This is a genomic window from Nocardia sp. NPDC050710 (assembly GCF_040654375.1).
In the GTDB taxonomy this organism is placed as follows: Bacteria; Actinomycetota; Actinomycetes; order Mycobacteriales; family Mycobacteriaceae; genus Nocardia.
In genome coordinates this window covers 17261-40265 of the sequence record NZ_JBFAHV010000013.1, presented here as the reverse complement: position 1 = coordinate 40265, position 23005 = coordinate 17261, and the positions used below count along the sequence as shown (strand labels likewise).

The window sequence follows — 23005 nt, the reverse complement described above, 5'->3', positions numbered from 1 at the left end:
GACATGTCAGACACGGACAACGGCGCGGCGCGCGTGCCGGTAGCGATCGTCGGAATCGGCTGCTTGCTGCCCGGTGCGCATACCCCACGGCAATTCTGGGACCGATTGCTCGACGGCGCCGATCTGCGCACCGAGGGCGGCGCGGAGGTATTCGGGGTCGACCCGGCCACCATCGGTGGCTGGGGTGATCCCGAGCATGAAATCACCACCACCCGAGGTGGTTTCGTGTTGGAACCGGAGATCGACACGACCGATCTCCGGGTTCCGGCCGAGCGGGTCGACGGCTTGGGGCGGGTGGTGCGCTGGCCGTTGTACGTGGTCCGGCAGGCATTGGCCGATGCCGGCATCGCCGAGGACGACGCGGTGCTCGCCCGCACCGGTCTGGTACTCGGTAACTACTCCTTCCCGACCGAACGCTCCGTGGACCTGTGCGTGCCGCTGACTCGGCGCGCGGTCGCCGAGGGGCTGCGCGTGGCCGGACTTCCACTGCCGGACAACGGAGTTCGTCAGTGGGATCCGGAAGTTCCCGTCGAATCGCTCTGGCCGTCGGGTCTGCCCACCACCGTGGTCGGCGACGCCTTCGGCCTGGGTGGGCCACGGCTGGCGCTGGACGCGGCATGCTCGTCGGCGCTGTACAGCATCGGGCTGGCCCGCGACTATCTGGCCACCGGCGCGGCCGATGTGGTGCTGGCCGGTGCGGTGTGCGCGCCGGATCCGCTGCTCATCCACCTGTGCTTCTCGGATCTGCGTGCCTTTCCCGGCAATGGTGTCAGTCAGCCGTTCCGCGCCGATTCCAGCGGCATCGTCACCGGCCAGGGTGCCGGCGTGGTGGTGCTCAAGCGTCTGGCCGACGCCCAGCGCGACGGCGACACCATCTACGCGGTAGTCGAGTCCATCGGCCTCGGCAACGACGGCTCCGGTGCCCACCTCCTGGCTCCGAATATCAACGGCCAGCTCTCCGCCTATCGTCAGGCCTACAACGGCGGTATCGACCCGGCGGCCGTCGACTACATCGAATGTCACGCCACCGGAACCCCCGTCGGTGATCCCATCGAACTGCGCGGACTCGGCGAATTCTTCGGAGCGAACGTACCGCTGCTCGGCTCGGTGAAGGGCAATGTCGGCCACCTCCTCACCGTCGCGGGCTTCACCAGCTTGATAAAGGCGATGCTGGCGATGCGCCACGGGATCATCCCCGCCACTCCCGGCGTGGGCGACCCGATCCGCCCGACCGGCGCGCAGTCGGTCGCCGACCGCATTGTCACCACCAATCAGCCCTGGCCGCAGCGTGATTCGTCGCAGCGGCGCGCCGGTGTCTCGGCCTTCGGCTTCGGTGGTACCAATGCTCACCTCGTCCTCACGACTCCTCCGGAGTTCCCGACCGACCCGGCCTCGGCGCCGAGTCGGGTGGCGCCGGTAACGATTCGGCCTTCGGCTGTTGCCGCCGCGGATTCGGACCCCCATGCCTCCTCGGGTCCGGCAGCGGTGCCCGGGCAGATGGCCGCACAGGTTCGGATGGCGGTGTCCGGCATGGGGGTTCGAGTCGGGGCCGTCGCCGGTGTCGACGCATTGCGCCGAACAGTACGGTCCGGACGGCCCGCGCTGGTGGAGCGGCCCGAGGGTCGTTGGTACGGAATGGAGCAGGTGGGTATCGCGGAACTCGCCGACGAGCGGGCCGCGGGCTATGTCGACAGCGTCGAAGTGGATATCCGCGCCTATCGGTTGCCGCCCGCCGAACTTGCGCAGATGAATCCGCAACATCTGCTGTTCTTCCAAGCTGCCGAGGAGGCGCTGGCCGAATCCGGGTTGACCGGTAGCGGGCGGGAGCAGGACGGGCGCCGGGTGGCGGTGGTGGTGGCCATGGAGATGGAGCCGCGCTCGCACGCCCACCGCGCTCGTTTCGATATCGGGGCCCAGGTACGGGCCGAATGCGCGAGGGCAGGGCTCGAACTCGGGCCGGACGAGCTGGACCGACTGGAGGCCGCGGTCCGGTCCGGTGTGCACGATCCGATCGGCGCCAATGAGGTGCTCAGCTATATCGGCAATATCATGGCCAGCCGGATCGCCTCCGCGCACAACCTGACCGGGCCCGTCTTCACCATCTCCGCCGATGCCATCGGCGGCGCCCGCGCCCTCGAGGTGGCCGGACTGTTGCTGCTCGATCCGAGCGTCGAAGCGGTTCTCGTCGGCGGCGTGGAACTCGCTGCCGGAGTGGAGAATACGCTGGTTCGAAGGGCTCTCGCCGACGATGACCGCCCGGACCTCGGCGACGGTGCCGCCGCCCTGGTGGTGCGCCGCGCCGACGACAGCGATCCCCTCACCATCGACCACATCACCATCCACCGCGGCGCCCGGGACCAGTTGCCCGAACAGCTCGAAAAGAGCTACGCGGCGACCGGTGTCACGCCATCCGAGGTCGGCTATCTGGAACTCGCCGGTTCGGTATCCGGCTCCGACCTGACGGCGTTGTCCGAAGTCTTCCCTGCGCGTGAACCCGGCATCGCGAGCTGTGTCCTCGGCAATCACGTCGCCCTGACCGGCGACGCCCAGCAGGCCGGAGTTCTCGCGGGTGTCGTCAGCGCAGCCCTGGCCCTGCGCCACCGCGAACTTCCCCCGGCCCCGCCGACCCTGCGCCGGATCGCCGACGACGTGGTGGAACTCGATGGCTCCGCCCTCCACCTGCTCGACGCTCCCACCCCCTGGCTCGCCATGGACCGCGACCGCCGCCGGGTCGCCGCGGTGCACGCGGCCAGCGGCGCGAGCACCGCCCACCTTCTGTTGTCCGCGGCTCCCGCCACCCTGCCGCATTCCGAGGATCAGAACTCGGACGGCTCGAGGTCGGCAGCGGTCAACCGCGCGTCGGCTGCCGGTCCGGTGCCGGTCGCGGACTGGGTGGGCGGCGGTGGGCCGCTGCTGATCCCGCTGCACGGCGAGAGTGGCGTGGAGTTGGCCGCGCGGGCCGAAGTGTGCCTCGGCGCGCTGGACTCGGGGCGGGATCCGGTCGAGTTGGCGCGGGAATATGTGGCCGCGCCGCGGGCCGGGACTTACACCGCGGTCGTGGTTGCCGGAGATGGCGTCAAACTGCGCACGGAACTCGAGGCCGCGGCCCGGTATCTGCCGGAAACCATTGCGGCGGGTAGGGAATGGGCCACCCCGGCGGGCAGCTTCTGCACCGCGCGGCCGGTCGGACCGGACGCGCGAGTCGCCTTCGTCTACCCGGGCGCGTTCACCGCCTATCCGGGGGCCGGCCGCGAACTGTTCTCGCTGTTCCCGGCGCTGCTCGCGGCCTTCGAGCGGGAGGCGGTGCTGCCGTGGGCCGAGTACAAGTATGCGGCGTTGTATCCGAGTGCGCCGCGCGGGATCGATCGGACCGCGCTGATGCGGCACGAGGGTGAGCTCATCGAATCGATTCCCACCATGCTGGCGATCGGCACCAATGCCGCGGTGCTGTCGACACGCCTGCTACGGGATTCGCTCGGCATCCGGGTCGACGGCGGCTTCGGCTACAGCCTGGGGGAGAGCAGCATGCTCTTCGCGATGGACGTATGGGACGCGGCGGTACGCGATGACACCCCACTGCGGAACTCGCCGCTGTTCGTCGACCAGCTGCGCGGCCCGAAGCGGCTGATCCGAAAGCAGTGGGGACTGGCGGATACGCTGCCGGACCGCGAAGTCTGGACCACCCAGGTACTGCTGGCCCCGGCCGACGCGGTGCGTGCGGCGATGACCGACCTGGACCGGGTGTATCTGACCCACGTGAATACGCCGGGTGAGGTGGTGGTCGCGGGCAGCCCGTCGGAGGTGAAGGAACTCATCGCCCGGATCGGCTGCAAATCCGCCAAGGCCCCCGCGAATCACGTTATGCACTGCGCCGCAGTCGAATCCGAACGCGCCGCCTTCGCCGGACTCAACAGCCACCCGCTCGGTAATCCGGCCGCGGGTCTCGAGCTGCTGTCCAGCTACGACTACGGCCGGGTCGATCCGTCCGACCGCGTGGTCATCGCCGATCGGATCGCCGAAACACTCTGCAGCACAGTTGACTTCACCAGACTGGTGAATAATGCCTACGACCGTGGCTTTCGGGTGTTCGTCGAGGTCGGCCCCGCCGCCACCTGCACCCGCTGGATCGGCGAAACACTCACCGGGCGCGACCATATCGCCGTCGCCGCGGACCGGCGCGGCATCCCGAGCGGTGTTGCCCTGGGGCAGGCGCTGGCTCGGTTGGTCAGCCACGGCGTTGCGGTGCGTCTCGACCTGTTGTTCCCGGCCTCCGAAGCCGTCGCGGCCCAGCCTCGCTACCGCGTCGCGGTGACCTGCGGAGGGGAATCGGTGGTCGACCGCGTCGCCGCGCGGACCGCCCCGATCCTGGCGGAGGCCAAGAGGGTGGCGGCGCGGAAGACGGTGGATCCGGTCACCGTCATCCCCGCGGTCCCCATCGTGGATCCGGATCTGATCATCATCGAGGGAGAGCCGTTCGTGTACCTGCCCCGTCGCGCTGCCGCCGAACAGGCCGCACCGCAATCAGTTGCGGTCGGCGCCCCGGCCGCCCCGCCGATCGCCCGCGCAGCGGGTCCGCTCGATACCGCTCGCACCCTGGTGCTGCGCCCGATGAATCATTCCGTCTCCCAGGCGCATCGGTCCTTCCTGCGCGCCCATGACGCCCTGCTCCAGCGCAGCTTGGACGACCTCGAGGCGGGGCGTGGCTTCCCGCCCCCACCGAACGAATTCCCTTCGTCCGCGCCGAAACCGGAGCAGTCGGTGATCTGGGATGAGGCGGCGCTGCTGGAATTCGCGAACGGGAAGGTGGCCAACGTCTTCGGCCCGGACTTCGCCGAGATCGATACCTACCCGGTGCGGGTGCGACTGCCCGAACCGCCCTATCACTTCGTCACTCGCGTCACCGAATTACGAGCCACCACCGGCGAATACGTACCTTCCGCGATCACCACCGAATACGATGTGCCGAAGGGCGCTTGGTACTCGGTGGACGGTCTGGTGCCGTGTGCGGTCACCATCGAGGCCGGGCAGTGTGACCTGCTGCTGGTCAGCTACCTCGGTATCGACTTTCGTAATAGGGGCGAAAGGGTCTACCGGCTGCTCGACAGCGAACTGGTATTCCACGGGGGCCTGCCCCGCGAGGGTCAGACCCTGCGCTACGAGATCAAAATCGACCGCTTCGTCTGGAACGGCGACAGTCTGCTGTTCTTCTTCAACTACCGTTGCTTCGCCGACGGTGTGCTCATTCTGGAACTGCTGGACGCCTGCGCGGGTTTCTTCTCCGCCGCCGAACTCGAGGATTCTCTCGGCGTTGTCTTCAACGCCGCCGATCGCAAGCGCCGCGAGTCGATGACCAAGACCTGGTTCAAGCCGCTCGCACGCACCGACCGGACTGCCCTGACGGCGGCGGATCTCGCGCTGCTCGCCGACGGGCGTCCGGCAGAAGTCTTCGGCCTGGCCTGGGACCAGACCGCCGACGGCTCGAATCGCTCACTGCGCCTGCCGGATCAGATGTTGCGCATGATCGATGAGATCACCGCGATCGACCGGCTCGGCGGCCCGCGCGGCCTGGGTGAGATGACCGCCGTCAAATATCTCGATCCCGAGGGCTGGTACTTCAAGTGCCACTTCACCGGCGACCCGGTACTCGCCGGATCCCTGGTCGCCGAGGGCGGGGTGCAGTTGCTGCAGACCTATGCGCTCTACCTGGGCTTGCATCTGGTCCTGCCCGATGCCGAATTCCAGTCGGTACCGGGGCTGAGGACCCAGGTGAAGGTCCGCGGCCAGATCACTCCGAAGCAGCGCAGCATCCGTTACCACGTGGAGATCACCGAGATCACCATGCTGCCGCGTCCGACGATCATCGCCGACATCATCGTCTACGACGGCGATAAGGCGATGATCAGCATGCGGAACTTCGGCGTCCAGGTCCGGGAGAAGCCCGGTACCCCGTATCGGCCCGAAACCGGCGGCGTGCCAGTATTTCTCGGCCGTCGCAATGCGGCCGGTGAGCCCGCCTTCATCAACGAGCTGCATCTGGCGCACGCCGCCAAGGGTGATCTGGCCACCGCCATGGGCCCGGAGTTCGAGATCTATGCCGACCGCAAGGCGCCCTATATTCCCAACGGCGACTTCCGATTCGTCGACCGCATCATGAAGTTCGGTGGCGTGCGCGGTGAACTCAGGGCCGGCGCGACCATGGAGACCGAGTACGACTGCCCGCCGGAGGCCTGGTACTTCCACGAGAACGCCTTTCCCGGCATGCCGAACTGCGTCTATATGGAATCCTCGCTGCAGGCCGCCATCCTGCTCGGCTACTACCTCGGCGCCAGCCTGGCCACTCCCGATCAGGAACTCAATATTCGCAACCTGGACGGAAAGGCCACCGTCGTCAAGCAGATCGACCTGCGCGGCAAGACCATTCGCCAGCACACGACGATGCTGTTCAACCAGATCATGCCCGGTACCTCGCTGCAGAAATTCCGCTACGAGCTATTCGCCGACGGCGAACTGTTCTACCGCGGCGAGTCCATGTTCGGCTACCACACCGTCGAGGCCCTGAGTAACCAGGTCGGCCTGGACAATGCCAAATATGTGGCGCCCTGGCTGGATCAGCAGGGCGAACTCGCGCCCGGCCGGGTGCGCTCCCTGGCGGTGCGCACCGAGGACAGCTGGTTCACCCGCCCCGGCTTGCGCCTGGCCGGTGGACATCTGCGGCTGATCGATGAGGTCGACATCGTCGACGACGGCGGCTCTCACGGGCAGGGCTACCTGCGCGGTCTGCGCCGAATCGACCACGACGACTGGTATTTCGAATGCCACTTCTACCGCGACCCGGTCATGCCCGGTTCGCTCGGTGTCGAGGCGTTGATCCAGGCGCTGCAGGTCTACGCGATCGAAAACGGCCTGGAGGCCGGTTTCACCGACCCGGTCTTCGCGATGCCGCTGGATGTCGAAATGGTCTGGAAGTACCGGGGACAGATCCTGCGCACCGAGGGCCCGATGACCTTCGACCTGCACATCAAGGAAGTGCGGCGCGCGGACGATCGCATGCTGGTGATCGCCGACGCCAATGTCTGGAAGCCCGGTATGCGCATCTACGAACTCGCCAACGTCGCCGTCGAGGTTCACGAACGCAGAGAGGACGAACGATGAGCATCGCAGTTGGAACCGAGCGTGATCCCGCCGATTACGCGGTCGAGCCCGTAATCCACCACAGTCAGGACGGCTTCTACCAGACGCTGACCGCCCTGCACGAGTCCGTGTACGTGGTGCGGACCGCCCACGGCACCGGCCTGACCACCACCCGCCCCGACGACGATGCCGCCGTGGTCGCCGCGATCGGACCGCTGCCCGCCGACCGGCTCGGCTCCGCCGCCTTCCGTGCGTGCCACGGCGTCCGGTACGCCTACATGGGCGGCGCGATGGCGGGTGGCATCGCCTCGGAGGATTACGTGATCGCGCTGGCCCGGGCAGGTTGCCTCGGCTCGTTCGGCGCGGCCGGATTGCTGCCCGAGCGGGTGGAGGCAGCACTGCAACGATTCGCCGCCGAGATTCCCGGATTGCCCTACGCCGCCAACCTGATTCACAGCCCGAGCGAGGAGGAGCTGGAGCGCGCCGCGGTCGAGCTGTTCTTGAAATACGGCGTGCGGTGCGTGGAGGCCTCGGCATTCATGGACGTCACCGCGCATATCGTTCGCTACCGGGTGGCCGGGCTGTCTCGCACCGCCGATCGCCGGGTGCTCATCGCGAACCGGGTGATCGCCAAGGTATCCCGGGCCGAGGTCGCCGAGAAGTTCATGCGCCCCGCGCCCGCCGCGATCGTCTCCGATCTGCTCGATCGCGGGCTGATCACCGCCGAGCAGGCCGAACTGGCCAAATTCGTCCCATTGGCCGACGACATCACCGCCGAGGCCGATTCCGGCGGCCACACCGACCGCCGCCCGCTGACCACGCTGTTCCCCTCCATCCTGCGCCGCCGCGACCAGGTGCAGCAGGACCTGGGCTACCCGGTGCCGGTCCGGGTCGGCGCGGCCGGCGGTATCGGCACCCCGCTGGCCGCCGCGGCCGCCTTCGCCATGGGCGCCGATTACGTGGTCACCGGTTCGGTCAACCAATCCTGCCTGGAGGCGGGCACTTCCGTCGAGGTCAGGCACCTGCTGGCGGCGGCGGGTGTCGCGGATGTGGATATGGCGCCCGCGGCGGATATGTTCGAACTGGGCGTCGAGCTGCAGGTGCTGAAGAACGGCAGCATGTTCGCGATGCGGGCCAAGCGGCTCTATGAGCTCTACCGCACCTATGACGGCTTGGATGTGTTGCCTGTCGCCGAGCGCGCCCGGCTGGAACAGCAGATCCTGCGGCGTTCCGTGGAAGATGTGTGGCAGGACGTCGTCGCCTACTTCACCCGCCGCGATCCGGATCAGCTGACCCGGGCCGCCGACGACCCGAAGCGCAAGATGGCCCTGGTCTTCCGCTGGTACCTCGGCATGGCCTCGCGCTGGGCCGTGGTCGGCGAGGCCGATCGCGCACTGGACTACCAGATCTGGTGTGGCCCGGCGATGGGCAGCTTCAACGAATGGGTGCGCGGTTCCTATCTGGCCGCCGCGGAGAACCGCCGGGTCGCCGATGTAGCGCTGAATCTGCTGCACGGTGCGGCCTTCACCACCCGCGTCCAGCAGCTGGCCCTCAACGGCGTCCGGGTGCCCCGCGGCTGCGCCGACTACCGTCCGGCTCCGCTGACCGACAACTCCGGGAACGGTGCGTTGTGACCTCGGTCGAAACTCGCGCGGATTCCGCCGCACCAACCGACCTCGGACCGTATCCGGCCGCCGCGGCGCTCGAGGCCGCGCTGGGAGATCCTCGGGCGCAGGACAATCCGTTCGGATTCACCGCCATGCTGGCGCGCGCCGAACAGCATGATTTTCCCGAGGCACTCGCCGAGATCGCCGGACCCGCACTGCGGTTGTCCTACATCCCGGCCGAGCACGGCGGCGACCTGATCGCCTACGACCAGACGCTGATGCTGGTGCGGGTGGCCGCGCGACGCGATCTGACCATCATGCCGGCGACAATGATCGACATCACCGCGACACTCTGCGTGCTGCTTGCGGGTTCGCCCGAACAACAGGACCGTTCGGTGCGGCTGCTGCGTTCGGGCCGCTCCATCGGATTCGCGTTCTCCGAACCCGCGCACGGCAGCGACCTGCTCGCGAATACGTGTGCGCTGACCCCGGACCCGGTGACTGGCGGCTGGATCCTCGACGGCGAGAAGTGGCTTACCGGTTTCGGTAAACACGCCGGGGCCATGCTCGTCATCGCCCACACGGGCGGCCGCGGGCCGGCCGCGTACTCGATGGCGCTGGTCTACGATCCGCTGCGACAGAGCTCGGCCCGTTACCGGCTGCAGCGCCCGGCGGGTATGCGCGGCACGGATTTCGCGCACTTCCACTTCACCGAGCTGCCCGTGGCCGAGGACGCGGTGGTCGGCCGGATCGGTCGCGGCATGGAGACTGCGATGCGGGCCATGCAGGTGGTCCGGGCCACCAGCACCGGCGCCAACCTCGCGGCGGTCGATTCGGCACTGCGGCTCACCCTCGGGTTTGCCCGGCATCACGTCGTCGCGGGCTGCCCGGTCGATGAACACCCGATCAACCGGCGCGAATTGGGCACGGCCGCAGCGGCATTGCTGGCCTGCGATGCGGCCGCGCTGGCCTGCGCGCGCTCGCTGCACACCTTCCCCGCCGCGCAGAGCCTGTGGTCCAGTCTCCTCAAGGCGGTGCTCACCGAGCTGTCCACCGAGGCGTTCGCCCGCTGCGCCGATGTGCTCGGCACCCGCGGCGTGCTGCGCGAGGGCCCCGAAGGCGCCTTCGACGTGCTGCGCGCCGATAACGCGGTGGTCCGTTACTTCGACACCAGCCCGACCGCCAATCTCCGGTTGGTCGCCATGCAACTGGGCCGGTTCAGCGAGACCGGCTTCACGGCCGGCCAGCACGACGCGCTCGAATTACTGTCGGACACCTTCGATCTCGACGCCGAACTGCCTCCGCTAGACCTCACGAAGCTGGCACTGTCGGCACGCGGACTCGAAGTCGTCACCGGTGGATTCCCGGTCGCCGCGGCGGGCATGCGCGCCATGCTCGGCGCGGCCCGCCCGTGCACGGGCCGGGCACTGGACCTGATCGACCGGCTGGAGCGCGCGCTCGCGGCGACACGGACCGATATCGCCGGTCTGTCCGCGTTGTCCACGGCCGAACGCGCTACCGCGGCATCGGATCTCGCACTCCGCATCGCCTACCTGCACGCCGCGGCGGTATGTGTACAGCTGTGGTGGTTCAACCGGGCGCGCTCGCTCTACGGCACCGCCCCCGGTTCCGTCGATTGGCTGCTCCCGGCGCTCACGCTACTGCTCGACCGCGGTGAGTGCCGTACCGCCCCGTTGCCGATGGCACTGGCGGACAACGCATTCGAAGTAGTCGCGCGGCTGAACCGTGACCGTCGGCTCTTCACCGCGCGACCGCTTCCGCTTGCCACCGAGGAAGGAACCGAACCATTATGACCGTGCAGCATGTGACCGCGCTGGCCGAGGAGCTCGAGCGCTACCTGGGCGATCCGCACGACCCCGCGAATCTGATGTCGTTCCAGCGCATTCTGCGCTACGACGAGCTCGAGGAGTTCCCGCACGAACTGCTCGGCCTGCTGCAGCGCTGGGCGTTGCACGAATACTGTCTGCCGGCCGAGTGGGGCGGTCGCGCGGGCGACGTCGAGACCGGATTCTTGCTGCTCCGTCTGGTTTCCCGCCGCGACCCCACCTGCGCCGTCGGGCTGATGCTCACCGATCTGGCCTTCATGCCGACCTGGATCGCGGGTACCGAGGAGCAGCGAACGCGGCTGGTGTCGCTGATCAACAACGGCGCCAAGCTGGCGTGGGGCCTGTCGGAGCGCGACCATGGCAGCGACGTGCTGTCCAACGATATGCGCGCCGAGAAGGTCGAGGGCGGCTATTTACTGACCGGTGAGAAGTACATGATCGGCAACGCCACCCTTGCCGATATGGTGACGGTGCAGGCCCGCACCCGCGAACGCGGCGGACCGGGCGACTGGTCCATCTTCTTGATCGAAAAGCGGCTCGGCCCCGCGGGTTCGGTGCGGGAGCTGCCCAACGAGCGGTTGCACGGATTGCGTGCGCTCGATCTGAGCGGCATTGAACTGGACAAGTTCTTCGTTCCCGACAGCCACCGCATCGGTGCCGAGGGACAAGGCCTGGAAGTGGTGCTCAAGAGTGCCCAGGTGGCGCGCGTCGCGATCAGCGGGCTCGCGCTCGGCGCCGCCGATACCGCGCTGCGGGTCACCCTCGATTTCATCGTGACGCGGGAGATCTTCGGCCAGAAGGTCGCCGAGTTCCCCTACACCCGCCGTCAGGTCGCCGAGAGCTTCGCCGACCTGTTGCTGGCCGAGGCGGTGGCCACCGGTGCCGTGCGCGGGGTGCAGGCCGCTCCCGAACAGAGCGCGGTCTTCTCCTCGATCGTGAAATACTTCGTGCCGACCTCGCTGGGGCGCACCTTTTCCCAGCTGTCCGAGGTGCTGGGCGCCCGGTTGTACCTGCGCGAGCACCCGCACTACGCGATCTTCCAGAAGATGCTGCGCGACATCGTGGTGTCGGTGTTCGCCGACGGTAACACCGTGGTGAATCTGAAAGCCGTCGGCTCGCAGCTCGACCAGATCCTTCGCCAGGCGAGTTCGGCCACCGCGGAACAGCGCGTCGCGGCCGAGGAGAAGGTCGCGAAGATGTTCGATATCGACGCCAAGCTAGAGGAATGGGTGCCCGCGCAACAGCAGTTGTTCAGCCGCGCCGGCGACGCCACCATCCTGGCACTGCCGCAGGCGATCACGCAGCTGCGTCAGCTGGCCGACACCCGCGACGGCGTCCAGCGCGCCTGGTTCGAGCGCTCGGCCGACCTTACGGCCGGCCTGCTCGGTGAGCTCGATCGAATCACGGCGGAACAGCAGCGGGCCAAGGAGACCCTCGGCCGTGGCTACGGCGCTTCCGCCGAGATGTACCGGCTCGCCGAGCAGTACTGCGCCCTGTATGCGGCGGCCGCCATCGTCCACCTGGTGGTGCGTTCGGCGGGGGTGCTCGCCGCGCCGTTTCCCGACGGCGCGGTGTTGCTGTTGTGCCTGGAGCGCATCTGGCGCAGCTTCCATCCCGCGGCGCCGGTCACCGACGCCACCGTGATCGACCACGTCATGACGGTGCTGCTCGACCTGCATCGTGATCGGAAACTCTTCTCGCACTGGCAGTTCCAATTGCAGGCCAGCGGCGAGACCACCGCCTGAGCACTACCTCGGACACAACATCCTGGAAGGACACATTGTGTACTCGATGAATTCGCGGCACCAGACGGCCGTACCCGCGGACGTCTGGGAGGTGCTGCTGGACTGTGAGTCCTTCCCCGACTACATGGGCGGGGTCAACGAGGTGGAAATCCTCGCGGTCGACGGCCTTCGCCGCACCAGTAGCTGGGTCGTCGAACTGAAGGGCTCCGAAATGGAGTGGGAGCAGGAGGATCTGATCGATGCCGAGCGGCATCGCATCGAGTTCCGGCAGGTCGACGGCGATCTCCACACCTACCAGGGCTACTGGCAGATCCACGCGGACGCCGAGGGCGGCGAACTGGAGCTCAACGTCGAATTCGACATCGGGCTACCGCTGGTGGCCGAGATGATCCATCCGGCCATCGCCAAGGCACTGGAAGGCTACGCGGACTCGATCGTCACCCAGGCCGCACAGTGAGGGAATTCTTGTGAGCGATATCAAGTCTCGCGGTAACAAGGACGCCGCGAAGATTACCTTCAAACAGATCAAGCGCCACTTCTCGCCGTCGATGGCACTGGCGGGCAAGTTCACCGGTCAGGGCGCGGTCGAGGATTCGGCCGACGGATGCCGGGTCACCCTGTCCGACGGACGCACGGTGCTCGACTTCGGCTCCTATGCGGTCGCACTGCTCGGTCATCGCAATGCCGCGGTGGTCGACGCGGTCCAGGCGCAGCTGGACCGGATGCCGACATCCACCAGGACGGTGCTCAATCCGCTGCCGGGGCAGGCCGCGGAGACGGTGGTGGATTATCTGGCCGCCGCCGAGTTCGGTGGCGAGCAGGCTCCGGAGTTGACCAAGGTCTACTTCGGTTGCGGTGGCGCCGACTCTGTCGAGGCCGGGATCAAGCTGGCTCGGCTGGCCACCGGTCGTGCCACGGTGCTCGCGGTCGAGGGCGCCTATCACGGCAAGACATTGGGTGCACTGGCCCTCACCCATCACCAGCGATTCAAGGGAAACCTGGGCCCGGTGCTGAGTAACACCGTGCACCTCGATCCCGCCGATCCGGACGCGGTATCCCGGGCGATCGCCGAAAATGAGGTCGCCGCACTGATTTTCGAGCCCGTTCAGGGCGAGAACGGTGTTACGCTGCTCGATCCCGCGGTGCTGTCGCGCTGGTGCGCCGACGCGCAGGCGCATGGCGCGTTCGTCATCGCCGACGAGATCCAGGTCGGGTTGCGTCGCTGCGGTGACCGGTCTGTCGCGCTGGCCTATGGACTGCCGGTGGACGCGGTGCTGTTGGCCAAGGCGATCGGCGGCGGTGTGGTGCCGATCTCGGCGCTGGTCTGCACCGAGGCGCTGTACGCCCCGCTGGCCGATGATCCGGTGCTGCACACCGCCACCTTCAGCGGATACCCGCTCGGCGCCGCGGCCGTCGCCCCAGCGCTCACCACGATCGAGGCCCATGTCGCCGACGGGATTCGGATCGCGGGCGAGATGGCCGACGGGCTGGCGCGGCTCGCGGCCGACTACGACACAGCCATCAATGCGGTGCGCGGGCGGGGCCTGCTGTGGGGTGTGGACTTCTGTTCGCCCGAGTTCGCCGGCGAGGTGCAGGTCGGGCTGGCGCAGCGCGGCTTGGTCATTTCCACCTGTCTGAGCCGGCCCGAAGTTCTGCGGCTGATTCCGCCGATCATCGCCACCTCCGAGGATGTGGCGGAGGCACTGTTCCTGCTGCGCGGCGCGATCGAGCAGGCCGCCGCCCTTATCGACCCGACCCGAACCGGATTGGACGCATCGCAATGACATCGCTCGAAATCGAGGGCGCGGCCGAGCAGTTGGCCGCCGACACCGAATTGGCCGCCGATATCCAGGGCTTCACTCCCGCGGTGCGTGCCGGATCGGTTCGAGACGTATTCCTCACCGGCGCCACCGGATTCCTCGGTGTATTCCTGCTGAAGGAGCTGCTGGACCGGGGACTGACCGTGCACTGCCTGGTGCGTGCGGCCGATACCGACAGCGCCTGGGCGCGGTTGACCGCCAACCTCGAGACCTATGAACTGGCCGAGACCACCGCCATCGACCGGATCCGGGTGGTGCCCGGCGATGTGACCCTGCCGAAATTCGGTCTGTCCGATGGTGATTACGCCGATCTCGCGGAGAGCGTGGAGGCCATCTACCACACGGCGGCGAAGGTCAACTTCCTCACGCCCTACAAGTGGCTGCGCAAGCAGACCATCTCAGGTATGCACGAGGTGCTGCGGCTGGCCTGCGCGGCGACCGCGCCACTGCACCACGTCTCCACCGTCGGTGTTTTCGGGGGAACCGACCCGGCTCCGCGCGGCGAATCGGACCCCACCGGATCTCCTGCGGATATGCCGCTCGGTTATACCAAGAGCAAGTGGGTTGCCGAACAGTTGGTTTTGGAGGCCGACCGGCGTGGCGTGCCGATCACCATGCACCGGCCCGCGCAGGTGTGGGGCGACTCGAAATCCGGTGCCTGCCAGAAGAACGACTTCGTCTGGCGGTTCATCACCGGTTCCATCCAGGCCGGGGTGTATCCGCGCAACTTCCGGCTGAAGATGAACCTGGTCCCGGTCGACTATGTGTGCGCGGCCATTGCCGCCGTCTCCAGCCAGGAGGCCGCGCTCGGCGGGGTGTACCACCAGATCGGACCCGCTGCCATCGATTCCGAGGCCATCCTCGGCTTCATCCGTTCGGCCGGGTTCGAGCTCCAAGAGGTCAGCATCATCAAGTGGCTCAAGGCCATTTCGGCGGATGTCACCAATGCGATGTTCCCACTGATCCGCACCACCATGCTGATGGAACAGCAGGAGCCGCTGGTATTCACCGACCACCTGACCCGCCGGCTACTCGAGGGCACCGGGATCGAATGCCCGAGTATCGACGAACGGCTGTTCGATACCTACGCGTCCTTCTTCGTCCGGCGTGGGTACCTGCCCGCGCCGGCCTGATCGGCCTGACCTGCCACGCACTGACAGGAGTACTGCGATGTCCGCGCCGACCACATCCCCGTCCATCAGGAACGCGCACGATCCCGCGCGCTTCCGGAATACCGATCAGCGGCTGACCCGCCGCGAATCCATGATCGCCGCGCTGGCGGCCGACGGTATGTCCAATCGGGAGATCGCGGTGCGCCTATTCATTTCCGTGCGCACGGTTGAGAACCACCTCCAGCGCATCTATCACAAGCTCGGCATCCACAGCAGGCTCGATCTCACGACCAGGCGTTGACTAGTCTGTTAGTGATCACTAACCTTCCACTGCTGATCGAGAATAGCGTCGTCTACACCGCCGACGCCGCGCAGCCGCCGCACGGTCACCGCCGAAGGCCCACCTCGGCCCGCCAGTTCGACAGCGGCACCCACGAGAGCGCCGGCGCCGGCTGCGACTCGGTCAGCTTGCGCCGACGCCGAGCGCTGTGAGCAGGACCAAAACCACCGTCGTGACCGCGAATACGCCGTGCCCACCGACAACGATGACGGGGAAATGTCCTTCCGCCGCCTCCTGTGGACCGACCGCGACCTGAGCTCGGTATACCGGAAGCCACCGTGCCAACATGGCGAATCCCAGCAATGCGACCGGAATCAGCAGCCCGAACGCGACCCAAGCCAAGGCGACCTCGTCGACGACGAGGTAAATGATCCACACGATGAGTCCGGCCACGGCGAGCAGGAAGTGGCCGAACACGACCGCGGGCGGCAGGTGGCTGGTACGCGGTTGCCGCGTCCCACCCTTGGCGATCCAGGTGCCCAGCAGGACGAACCCGCCGATCGCGGTCAACAACCAGGTGATCAATGCGGCAATACCCATGACGAATCTCCTGAGGTTTGGAGGTGACGTGGTTGGGTCAGCGTCGGAACCCGCTGGCCTGGGTGGCTTCGTCGGCAACTCGCACGCCGTAATGGTAGGCCAGCTTCCCCCCGAGATATCCGGACACGGCCAGGACCGCCAAGCTCACCGCGGACAGCAGCAACGGTCCGTAGGAGACGGCGTCAGCCGGTCCGCCGCCACTTCGCCGCCACAGGAAGCCGGCCGCGAAGGCGACCGTCACGGCGAGGTTGAGGCTCATGTGGATCAGTCCGGTGCGATACGCGGCGGTGCCGGTCGGGATGGCGAACAGATCGAGAAGGCCGATCATCGCCGCGGCAAGTGCGCCCAGCACGCCTATCGCGATCAGCCACAGCGAGCCCTTGGCCAGAAATTCCGGATCGTCGGCGAACCGTGAGGCGATATCGAAGATCACGCTTGCCACCCATGTCCCGATCGGCACGGTCACCAGGATCGGGTGGAACGGATGCCCGTACGGCCCGGCGAGTAATGCGCTCACCGGGTGTTTGGCCTGCTGTGAATCGCTGGTCATGACAACCTCCGAAACGTGAGGGCCTTCCTATCTCGGCGCTGTCATTCGAGGCCGAGCCGAGCACGGTGGTTGGATACCCATTCGGATTGCCGTATCACCATGATCGATATCGCGGTCGAAGGCAATCGGCGATTCGGCGCGTCACCCATCGATAATCAGCTGTTTCTGCTGGTAGCGAGCGCTCGTCGGCGTCGTGTCGGTGACGTTTCGCAGGTGTGTAGCGGTCGCATAGGCGAGCGACCGACCAGCATGGGCCGTTCGGGTCCACCGCTGAGCCGAGTTGCCCACGATGCCGGTCCAGCCGGTTCGAACACCGGTAGGAGTGCCGCGGCGGTGCACAACGGTCGACCGGTCTTGGGGCCCTGTCGAGCCCCAAGACCGGCGTACTGACCGGCAGCGCCATCCATCAAGAGGTCAGCAGTATCACCTGGACAGGCCTGCCTCGATGGCGTCGATGATGCGTGGGCGCATTTCGGAGGCGCTGATGATGGCGTCGACCGAGCCGACCTCGACCGCGCGCTGGATATTGTGCACGCGATCGAATTCCGCGGCGACATCACCGAGCTTCTCGGCGCGCACCGACGAGCGGATCTCGTCGAGCTCTGCGGCCAGAGCCACCCGGTCGGCTCCGGTTGCATTGGCCGCGCGCGCCTCCAGGCCCCGCACTCGTGGATCCGCCGCCGTTCGAGTGTTGACCTCACTGGAGAACACCACTGCCGCGGCCGGTGCGCCGCCGAGCACGGATGCGAACGAACCTTCCAGCGCGAGCACGGTCATATTCGGGTTCAGCGCCTTCGAGAACACCACGAACGCGCCGCCGTGGTAGCGGGAGATCACGCAGAACACGATGGGGCCCTGGAAGTTCACGATCGCGCGGCCGATCTCGGCGCCGTATTCGAGCTGCAACTTCCGCATGGATTCCGGCGAGCCGTCGAAACCCGACAGGTTGGCCAGCACGACCAGTGGCCGATTGCCGCTGGCCGCGTTGATGGCACGCGCGGCCTTCTTCGACGATCGCGGGAACAATGTGCCCGCCGTGTAGGTGTCCGGGCCGTCGGTGGACGGGAAGCCGCGCCGCGCCACGCCCCGGGATTCGATGCCGAGCATGCACACCGGGATGCCGCCGAGTCGCGCGTCCTGCACCACCGCGGTTTCGGCGTCGGCCATCCCCGCCCAGCGTTCCAGCACCGGGTGGTCCTGGTCGGACAGCGCCCGCATCACGGTTCGGATATCGAAGGGCTTCTTGCGGTCCGGGTTGGCGGTGGCGGAGAAAATCTCGCCGACGGTCGTGAAGTCGCTGTCCGCCATGGCATGTGGGAAGTCGGAGACGTCGCGATCGACGGGGTCGCCGGTCTGCGATCGCCGCGGTGACTGCTCGCCGGGCGCCACGTAGGTGTGGTCGTAGTGCGACATCAGCACGTCCCGCGCGGCGTACAGGTCCGGCGCCCAGTACTGGGCCTGACCGTTCGGGCCCATCACCCGGTCGTAGCCGCCGATACCGAAATTGTCCTCGGCCGACACACCACCGGAGAAGTCCAGCGACTGCTTGCCGGTGAGCACCATCGCGGAGTCCGGCGTCATCACCAGGATGCCCTTGGTGTGCATGAGCATCGTCGCCTCGGCGTTCCAGTACGGCTGCGCGCCGACATTGATGCCCGCGACAACGATGTTGATCTCTCCGCCGTCCTGGGTGAACTCGACGATCCGCTTGAGCGCCGCCGCCACCCAGTCCATATTCTCGGTGCCCGACTCCATCGAGATCCGGGCGCCGGAGGACAGTGCGTACCACTCCAGCGGTACCTGCATCCGTTCGGCGAGATCCAGTGCGGCGATCACCCGGCGGCACTCCGGTTCCGACAGCGCGCCGAGCGATTTCGTGGGATCACCGAGCAGTACGACCCTGGTGACGCCGTCGGGATGCTGTTCGGTCGGCGTGGTGACCACGCCCGCGACGATCGCGGCCTTATTGCGTCCCTTCGGCCGGTCGACCGGCACGAGCGTGTGGTCGGCGTCGAGGTCGTACTCGGCGAACTCACCGAGCAGTGCGGTCAGCTCGTAGGGGTAGACGGTGTTTCGGCTGCTGGCCCGCAGCACCTTCTGCCGGTACTCGTCGAGCGGCTCGACCGCGTCGTCGGTCCGGTCGCCGATGATCACCTCGGTGCCGCCGGTGCCGTCGAAAGAGACGCGCACGGCGACCTTGACCAACTCACCGGTCTTCGGGTTGCGGTGGCGCGCGATGAGCAGGATCTCCTCCAGCCCGGCCCCCGCGGTCGTCGGCGCCACGCGATCGACGATCGTCTGCAACTCGGCGCGGGTGATGTCGACTGGCGGCCAGACGTACATCACGATGCGGTTGGTGTGGAAGCGTTTGGCCGACGGCCGCATCGACTGCGCCCGCCGAATCGAATCGAGGCAGGTGGCGATGGTGGCCTCGGCCGTCGGCAGCGCGAGCAGCCTGCCGTCGTGCTCGCGCAGCGCGGCCAGGTCACGCACCTGCGCGAACGCGATGAGGCGATCGTCGGAATGGTTCTCCTTCGCGACGCACCGGAACAGGTAGATCTCTTCGTCGTCCGAGGACGGCAGCCGGGTGAGGTCGAATTTGTGCAGCCGCTTCATCTGCATCCGCTGCGCGATGTACGGGTGCAGGCCGCGGATCAGTCGCTCTTCGCCCATACCGGTGGCGGACGGGCGGAAGGTGAAGTGATGGTGCATCACCGCGCCGCCGCTGCCCGCCACGGTGGCGGTGATCCGGTGCACCTGATTCGGCAGCGGATGTGCGCTGAGTACCCCCTGCAATGCCGCGGCCATCGCGTCGAAGTCCTCCGGCTGCTTCTCCCAGCCGAGGTAGATATCGGCCTCGATGGACGCCGCGCCGTTCGCCAGTTCGGTGAGGCCGCGCAGCACCGTGCCGAGCGCGTCGAAACTCACGGTGGCCGATACCAGGCTCAGGCCCCGGCGCTCGGCGATCACGAAGGTGCACCCGCCGGCCTCCCGGGTGTGCACGCCGGTGAGCCCCTTGTTTCCGTAGTACCGGCGGGTCAGCACCTCCAGCATGGCGGTGTTGTCCACACTGCCGCGTACCAGCCGCTGGCCGAGCAGCCGCACCAGCGGCTCGGTGCTGCGCACCATGTCGGAGATGCGCTCGGCGCGGTCGGGAGCGTCCGGGTGCGCGTCCAGGTGGCGCAACTCTTTGCGGACGTTGGTGTACACCCGGGCGCGGTTGCGCCGCAGCAGTGGCTGGCCGAACCAGCCGTAGACCACCCCGCGGGCGAGGTCGGCGACCGCGGGGAAGCGGACCTGTGTCGCCGCCACCAGCCGCTCCAGCGCCAGACCGACGGGTTCGGCCAGCGCCCGGTCCGGCACCGGCTCCCGGAGCCACTCGCGCAGCAACGTCGTGATGATCGTGACGGTGTCGGATGGACGCTGCTGGGTGAGGAAGATCCGGAACACCGCGGCCTCGAGGTCGGGGGTGCGTTCCAGATCGGTGACGCCGTAGTGCCCGAGCGCCTTGGCGAGTTTGGCCTGGTAGGACGCGGGCAAACCGGCCCGCTCGACGTCGAGGCTCTGCAGATAGGTGTGGAAGTACTCGCGGGCGCTGTGGACATGGCTGTGGCCGCCGTCGTCGTCCCAGGACCGGTTGTGACTCAGTTCGGCGAGGTCGGCGAACACCTGCACGAGTTCCAGTTCCTCGGCGAGGGGCCTGCGGTTGTCCGCGATGGCGTCGCGGCGGGTGGCGAGGTAGTCGTCGACCACTCGGGTGTCGTCGTGCGGGTCGACGTCGAAACCGAGCAGCAGGCTGCGCAGATCCTGCTGCCCGCGGGCCAAACGCACATGCGGTTGGAGGGCTGCGGTCTCGCGGGGCAGATCCAGTTCGACCGGCCCGGTCGAGTTGGCGTCCGCGTCATCGTCGTCTTCGGCGAGCGGTTCCAGTCGCAGCAGTGGCGCACCGGTTTCGACCTGGGTGCCGACCGACACGCCGCATTCCTTCAACCGGGCCCGGAACGGCGCGCGCAGCACCGTCTCCATCTTCATGCTCTCCAGCACGAGCACCGGCGCGCCCGCCTCGACCTCGTCACCGATCTGGAGCGGTGTGGCGACGACCAGGGCGGGGGCGGGGGAGCGGACCACGCCGCCCTCGTCACGACTGATCCGATGCGTCACACCATCGACATCGACCATGTGGATCGGGCCGTGGGTGCCGGTGATCAAGCGGTACCGGGTGCCGTTGACCACGATCTGGCCGGCGTGGCGATCGAAGCGCTCGAGATCGACGTCGGCGGTGCGAATATCGCCACCCGCCTCGACACCGACACGGAACCGATGCGCACCGATGCGGGCGACGCGGACGCGGTAGCCGACGCCGCGCAACTTCAGGTCGCGCGGACGACCGCTCTCGTGCTGCACCTGGGGACGCCCGCCGGAGGCCGTGGACAGCAGCCGGTGCCGTTCTATCCGCTCTTCCTCCTCGTAGGCGTCGATGGCGGCGGCGGCCAGCGCGATGGTCGAGTGACGGTGCGATACGAGGCGGCCCTCGCCGCGAACGCGGTCGATCCAGCCGGTGTCGGCGCTTGCATCGATCACCTCGGGCTGGATCAGCAGGTCGAGCACGAAACTCTTGTTGGTCGCGCCGCCCTCGATGACGACCTTGGTCTGCGTCAGCGCGCGGCGCAACCTGCCCAGCGCTTCGTCACGATCACGGCCGTAGGCGATGATCTTCGCGATCATCGAGTCGAAGTCGGCGGGAATCGTGTCGCCCACGCTGACGCCGGTATCGACGCGAATGCCCGGCCCGGCAGGCAGGTCCAGTCGCGCGATGCGGCCCGGGGCGGGGGCGAAGTCGCGATCGGGGTCTTCGGCATTGAGCCGGGCCTCGATGGCGTGCCCGCGCTCGGCCGGGGGATCGCCCTCGAGCCGGCCTCCGGATGCCACCAGCAACTGGGCCCGGACGAGGTCGAAACCGGTGGTGGATTCGGTGATCGGGTGTTCGACCTGCAGGCGGGTGTTGACCTCGAGGAACGCGAACTGCTTGTCACCGGGGTGGTAGAGGAACTCCACGGTCGCCGCGCCACGGTAGCCGACGGCGATCGCCAGCCGCTCGGCCGACGCCTTGAGGTCGGTCGTCTGCTCGGGCCGCAGCACCGGCGACGCCGACTCCTCGATGACCTTCTGGTTGCGCCGCTGCACCGAGCAGTCACGGACACCGATGGCCCATGCGGTGCCCTGGCCGTCCGCGATCACCTGGACCTCGACGTGCCGGGCGCCGGTGACCAGTCGTTCCAGGAAGACCACGCCACTGCCGAAGGCTCGCGCGGCTTCCTGGCGGGTGCGTTCATAGGCATCGACGAGCTCGGCGTCGTTCGTGATCACCCGGATACCGCGCCCACCGCCGCCCGCGGTCGCCTTCAGCATCAGCGGGTAGCCGATCTCGGCCGCGGCCGCCAGGGCGGCGTCCACGGTCTCGACCGCACCGCGGCTCCATGGCGCGACCGGCACACCGACCTCTTCGGCGATCAGCTTCGCGCCGATCTTGTCGCCGAGTTGGCGCATGGCCTCCGGGCCGGGGCCGATGAAGGTGACTCCGATCTGCTCACACAGCTCCGCGAACGCCGGGTCCTCCGCGACGAAACCCCAACCGACCCAGGCGGAGTCGGCCTCGGTCTCCAGGAGAGCACGCTCGAGGACCTTCAGGTCCAGGTACGGGCGCGCGGACGCCGGTCCGAGGTCGTAGGCGATGTCGGCCTCCCGAACGAACGTCGCGTTCCGATCGACATCGGTGTACAAAGCGACGGTCTCGATCGGTAGCCCCGTTTCCGCGGCCAGATCTCGGGCGGCGTGGATCAGGCGCATGGCGGCCTCTCCGCGGTTTACGATGGCGATGCGGCTGAACACTCGCCAGCTCCTTCCACAGCACTGGCCCACTCGGGCGGGGTTGTGACTACCGGTCCTGCGTAGTCTGCATCTCTATCGCGCGCAGGTACACAGCGGGCGGCTGTTACTCACGCGTATCGTGGGAAACGCCTCATATGAGGCCATGGCAGCAGTCGAGGAATTCCTTTGTCGGCGGCGGTGGAACGGCTCGAGTGTGCCGGTGTACTTCCCTATGTATCGCATCTGGGCGCAGTAGCGTTCCACGTCTTCGATAGTTTCGCCCTTGGTCGCTGGGCTCGCCGGAGTTCGAGCAGGGCGTCGATTCGCGACCGGCACATGTCGAATCCATTGACCTGAAGCGTTTCTCTTGTTTTCATGGCCCATGTGACGGCCCGCCGCGTACGAATGTCGGGGGGTGCGCCCGAGCGGCTCTGAAACGCTCCGC

At 67.6% G+C, this 23005-nt stretch carries 11 protein-coding genes; 8 read left to right on the top strand and 3 right to left on the bottom strand.

The features are described 5' to 3' along the window. Nucleotides 1-3 precede the first annotated feature (3 nt). Genes AB0H61_RS22030 through AB0H61_RS21995 form a run of 8 tightly spaced genes read left to right on the top strand, consistent with a single transcriptional unit; the run spans nt 4 to nt 15563 of the window. Nucleotides 4-7152, top strand: a complete 7149-nt coding sequence (locus AB0H61_RS22030) for a beta-ketoacyl synthase N-terminal-like domain-containing protein (RefSeq protein WP_357307354.1) — start codon at nt 4-6, stop codon at nt 7150-7152. Further along, nucleotides 7149-8765: a PfaD family polyunsaturated fatty acid/polyketide biosynthesis protein gene (locus AB0H61_RS22025; RefSeq protein ID WP_357307352.1), complete on the top strand. Its 1617-nt coding sequence runs from the start codon at nt 7149-7151 to the stop codon at nt 8763-8765. Before AB0H61_RS22030 ends, AB0H61_RS22025 begins: the two co-directional genes overlap by 4 nt. After that, the gene (locus AB0H61_RS22020; protein WP_357307350.1) at nt 8762-10552 is read left to right on the top strand and encodes an acyl-CoA dehydrogenase family protein; all 1791 of its coding nucleotides are present in this window, start codon (nt 8762-8764) and stop codon (nt 10550-10552) included. The genes AB0H61_RS22025 and AB0H61_RS22020 overlap by 4 nt, the downstream gene beginning before the upstream one ends. Then, nucleotides 10549-12330, top strand: a complete 1782-nt coding sequence (locus tag AB0H61_RS22015; RefSeq protein ID WP_357307348.1) for an acyl-CoA dehydrogenase family protein — start codon at nt 10549-10551, stop codon at nt 12328-12330. Before AB0H61_RS22020 ends, AB0H61_RS22015 begins: the two co-directional genes overlap by 4 nt. 46 nt (nt 12331-12376) lie before the next feature. Beyond that, nucleotides 12377-12787, top strand: a complete 411-nt coding sequence (locus AB0H61_RS22010) for an SRPBCC family protein (RefSeq protein ID WP_357307346.1) — start codon at nt 12377-12379, stop codon at nt 12785-12787. A 10-nt stretch (nt 12788-12797) separates the two neighbouring features. Further along, entirely contained in the window at nt 12798-14114 is a 1317-nt protein-coding gene (locus AB0H61_RS22005; RefSeq protein ID WP_357307344.1) for an aspartate aminotransferase family protein, read from the top strand. Beyond that, nucleotides 14111-15283 (top strand): thioester reductase domain-containing protein, encoded by a 1173-nt coding sequence (locus AB0H61_RS22000; protein ID WP_357307342.1) that lies wholly within the window; start codon nt 14111-14113, stop codon nt 15281-15283. Before AB0H61_RS22005 ends, AB0H61_RS22000 begins: the two co-directional genes overlap by 4 nt. A 37-nt stretch (nt 15284-15320) precedes the next feature. Then, nucleotides 15321-15563 carry a helix-turn-helix transcriptional regulator gene (locus tag AB0H61_RS21995; RefSeq protein ID WP_357307340.1) on the top strand — a complete coding sequence of 81 codons (243 nt, stop codon included), beginning with the start codon at nt 15321-15323 and terminating at the stop codon, nt 15561-15563. Between the two features lie 162 nt (nt 15564-15725). On the opposite strand, the gene AB0H61_RS21990 is transcribed toward AB0H61_RS21995, so the two are convergent. From AB0H61_RS21990 to AB0H61_RS21980, 3 genes are all read right to left on the bottom strand, one after another. Next, entirely contained in the window at nt 15726-16142 is a 417-nt protein-coding gene (locus AB0H61_RS21990; protein WP_357307339.1) for a hypothetical protein, read from the bottom strand. Between the two features lie 37 nt (nt 16143-16179). Then, entirely contained in the window at nt 16180-16692 is a 513-nt protein-coding gene (locus tag AB0H61_RS21985; RefSeq protein ID WP_357307337.1) for a DUF2231 domain-containing protein, read from the bottom strand. 423 nt (nt 16693-17115) lie between these two features. Then, on the bottom strand, nt 17116-22581 hold the full coding sequence (locus AB0H61_RS21980) for a carboxyl transferase domain-containing protein (RefSeq protein ID WP_357307335.1): 5466 nt from the start codon (nt 22579-22581) through the stop codon (nt 17116-17118). Nucleotides 22582-23005 lie beyond the last annotated feature (424 nt).

Bases quoted from the DNA above. Each gene is read 5' to 3' on its own strand.
- AB0H61_RS22030 (WP_357307354.1), top strand. From the start codon at position 4: ATGTCAGACACGGACAACGGCGCGGCGCGCGTGCCGGTAGCGATCGTC.
- AB0H61_RS21990 (WP_357307339.1), bottom strand. From the start codon at position 16,142: ATGGGTATTGCCGCATTGATCACCTGGTTGTTGACCGCGATCGGCGGG.
- AB0H61_RS22025 (WP_357307352.1), top strand. From the start codon at position 7,149: ATGAGCATCGCAGTTGGAACCGAGCGTGATCCCGCCGATTACGCGGTC.
- AB0H61_RS22015 (WP_357307348.1), top strand. From the start codon at position 10,549: ATGACCGTGCAGCATGTGACCGCGCTGGCCGAGGAGCTCGAGCGCTAC.
- AB0H61_RS21985 (WP_357307337.1), bottom strand. From the start codon at position 16,692: ATGACCAGCGATTCACAGCAGGCCAAACACCCGGTGAGCGCATTACTC.
- AB0H61_RS21995 (WP_357307340.1), top strand. From the start codon at position 15,321: ATGTCCGCGCCGACCACATCCCCGTCCATCAGGAACGCGCACGATCCC.
- AB0H61_RS22000 (WP_357307342.1), top strand. From the start codon at position 14,111: ATGACATCGCTCGAAATCGAGGGCGCGGCCGAGCAGTTGGCCGCCGAC.
- AB0H61_RS22010 (WP_357307346.1), top strand. From the start codon at position 12,377: ATGAATTCGCGGCACCAGACGGCCGTACCCGCGGACGTCTGGGAGGTG.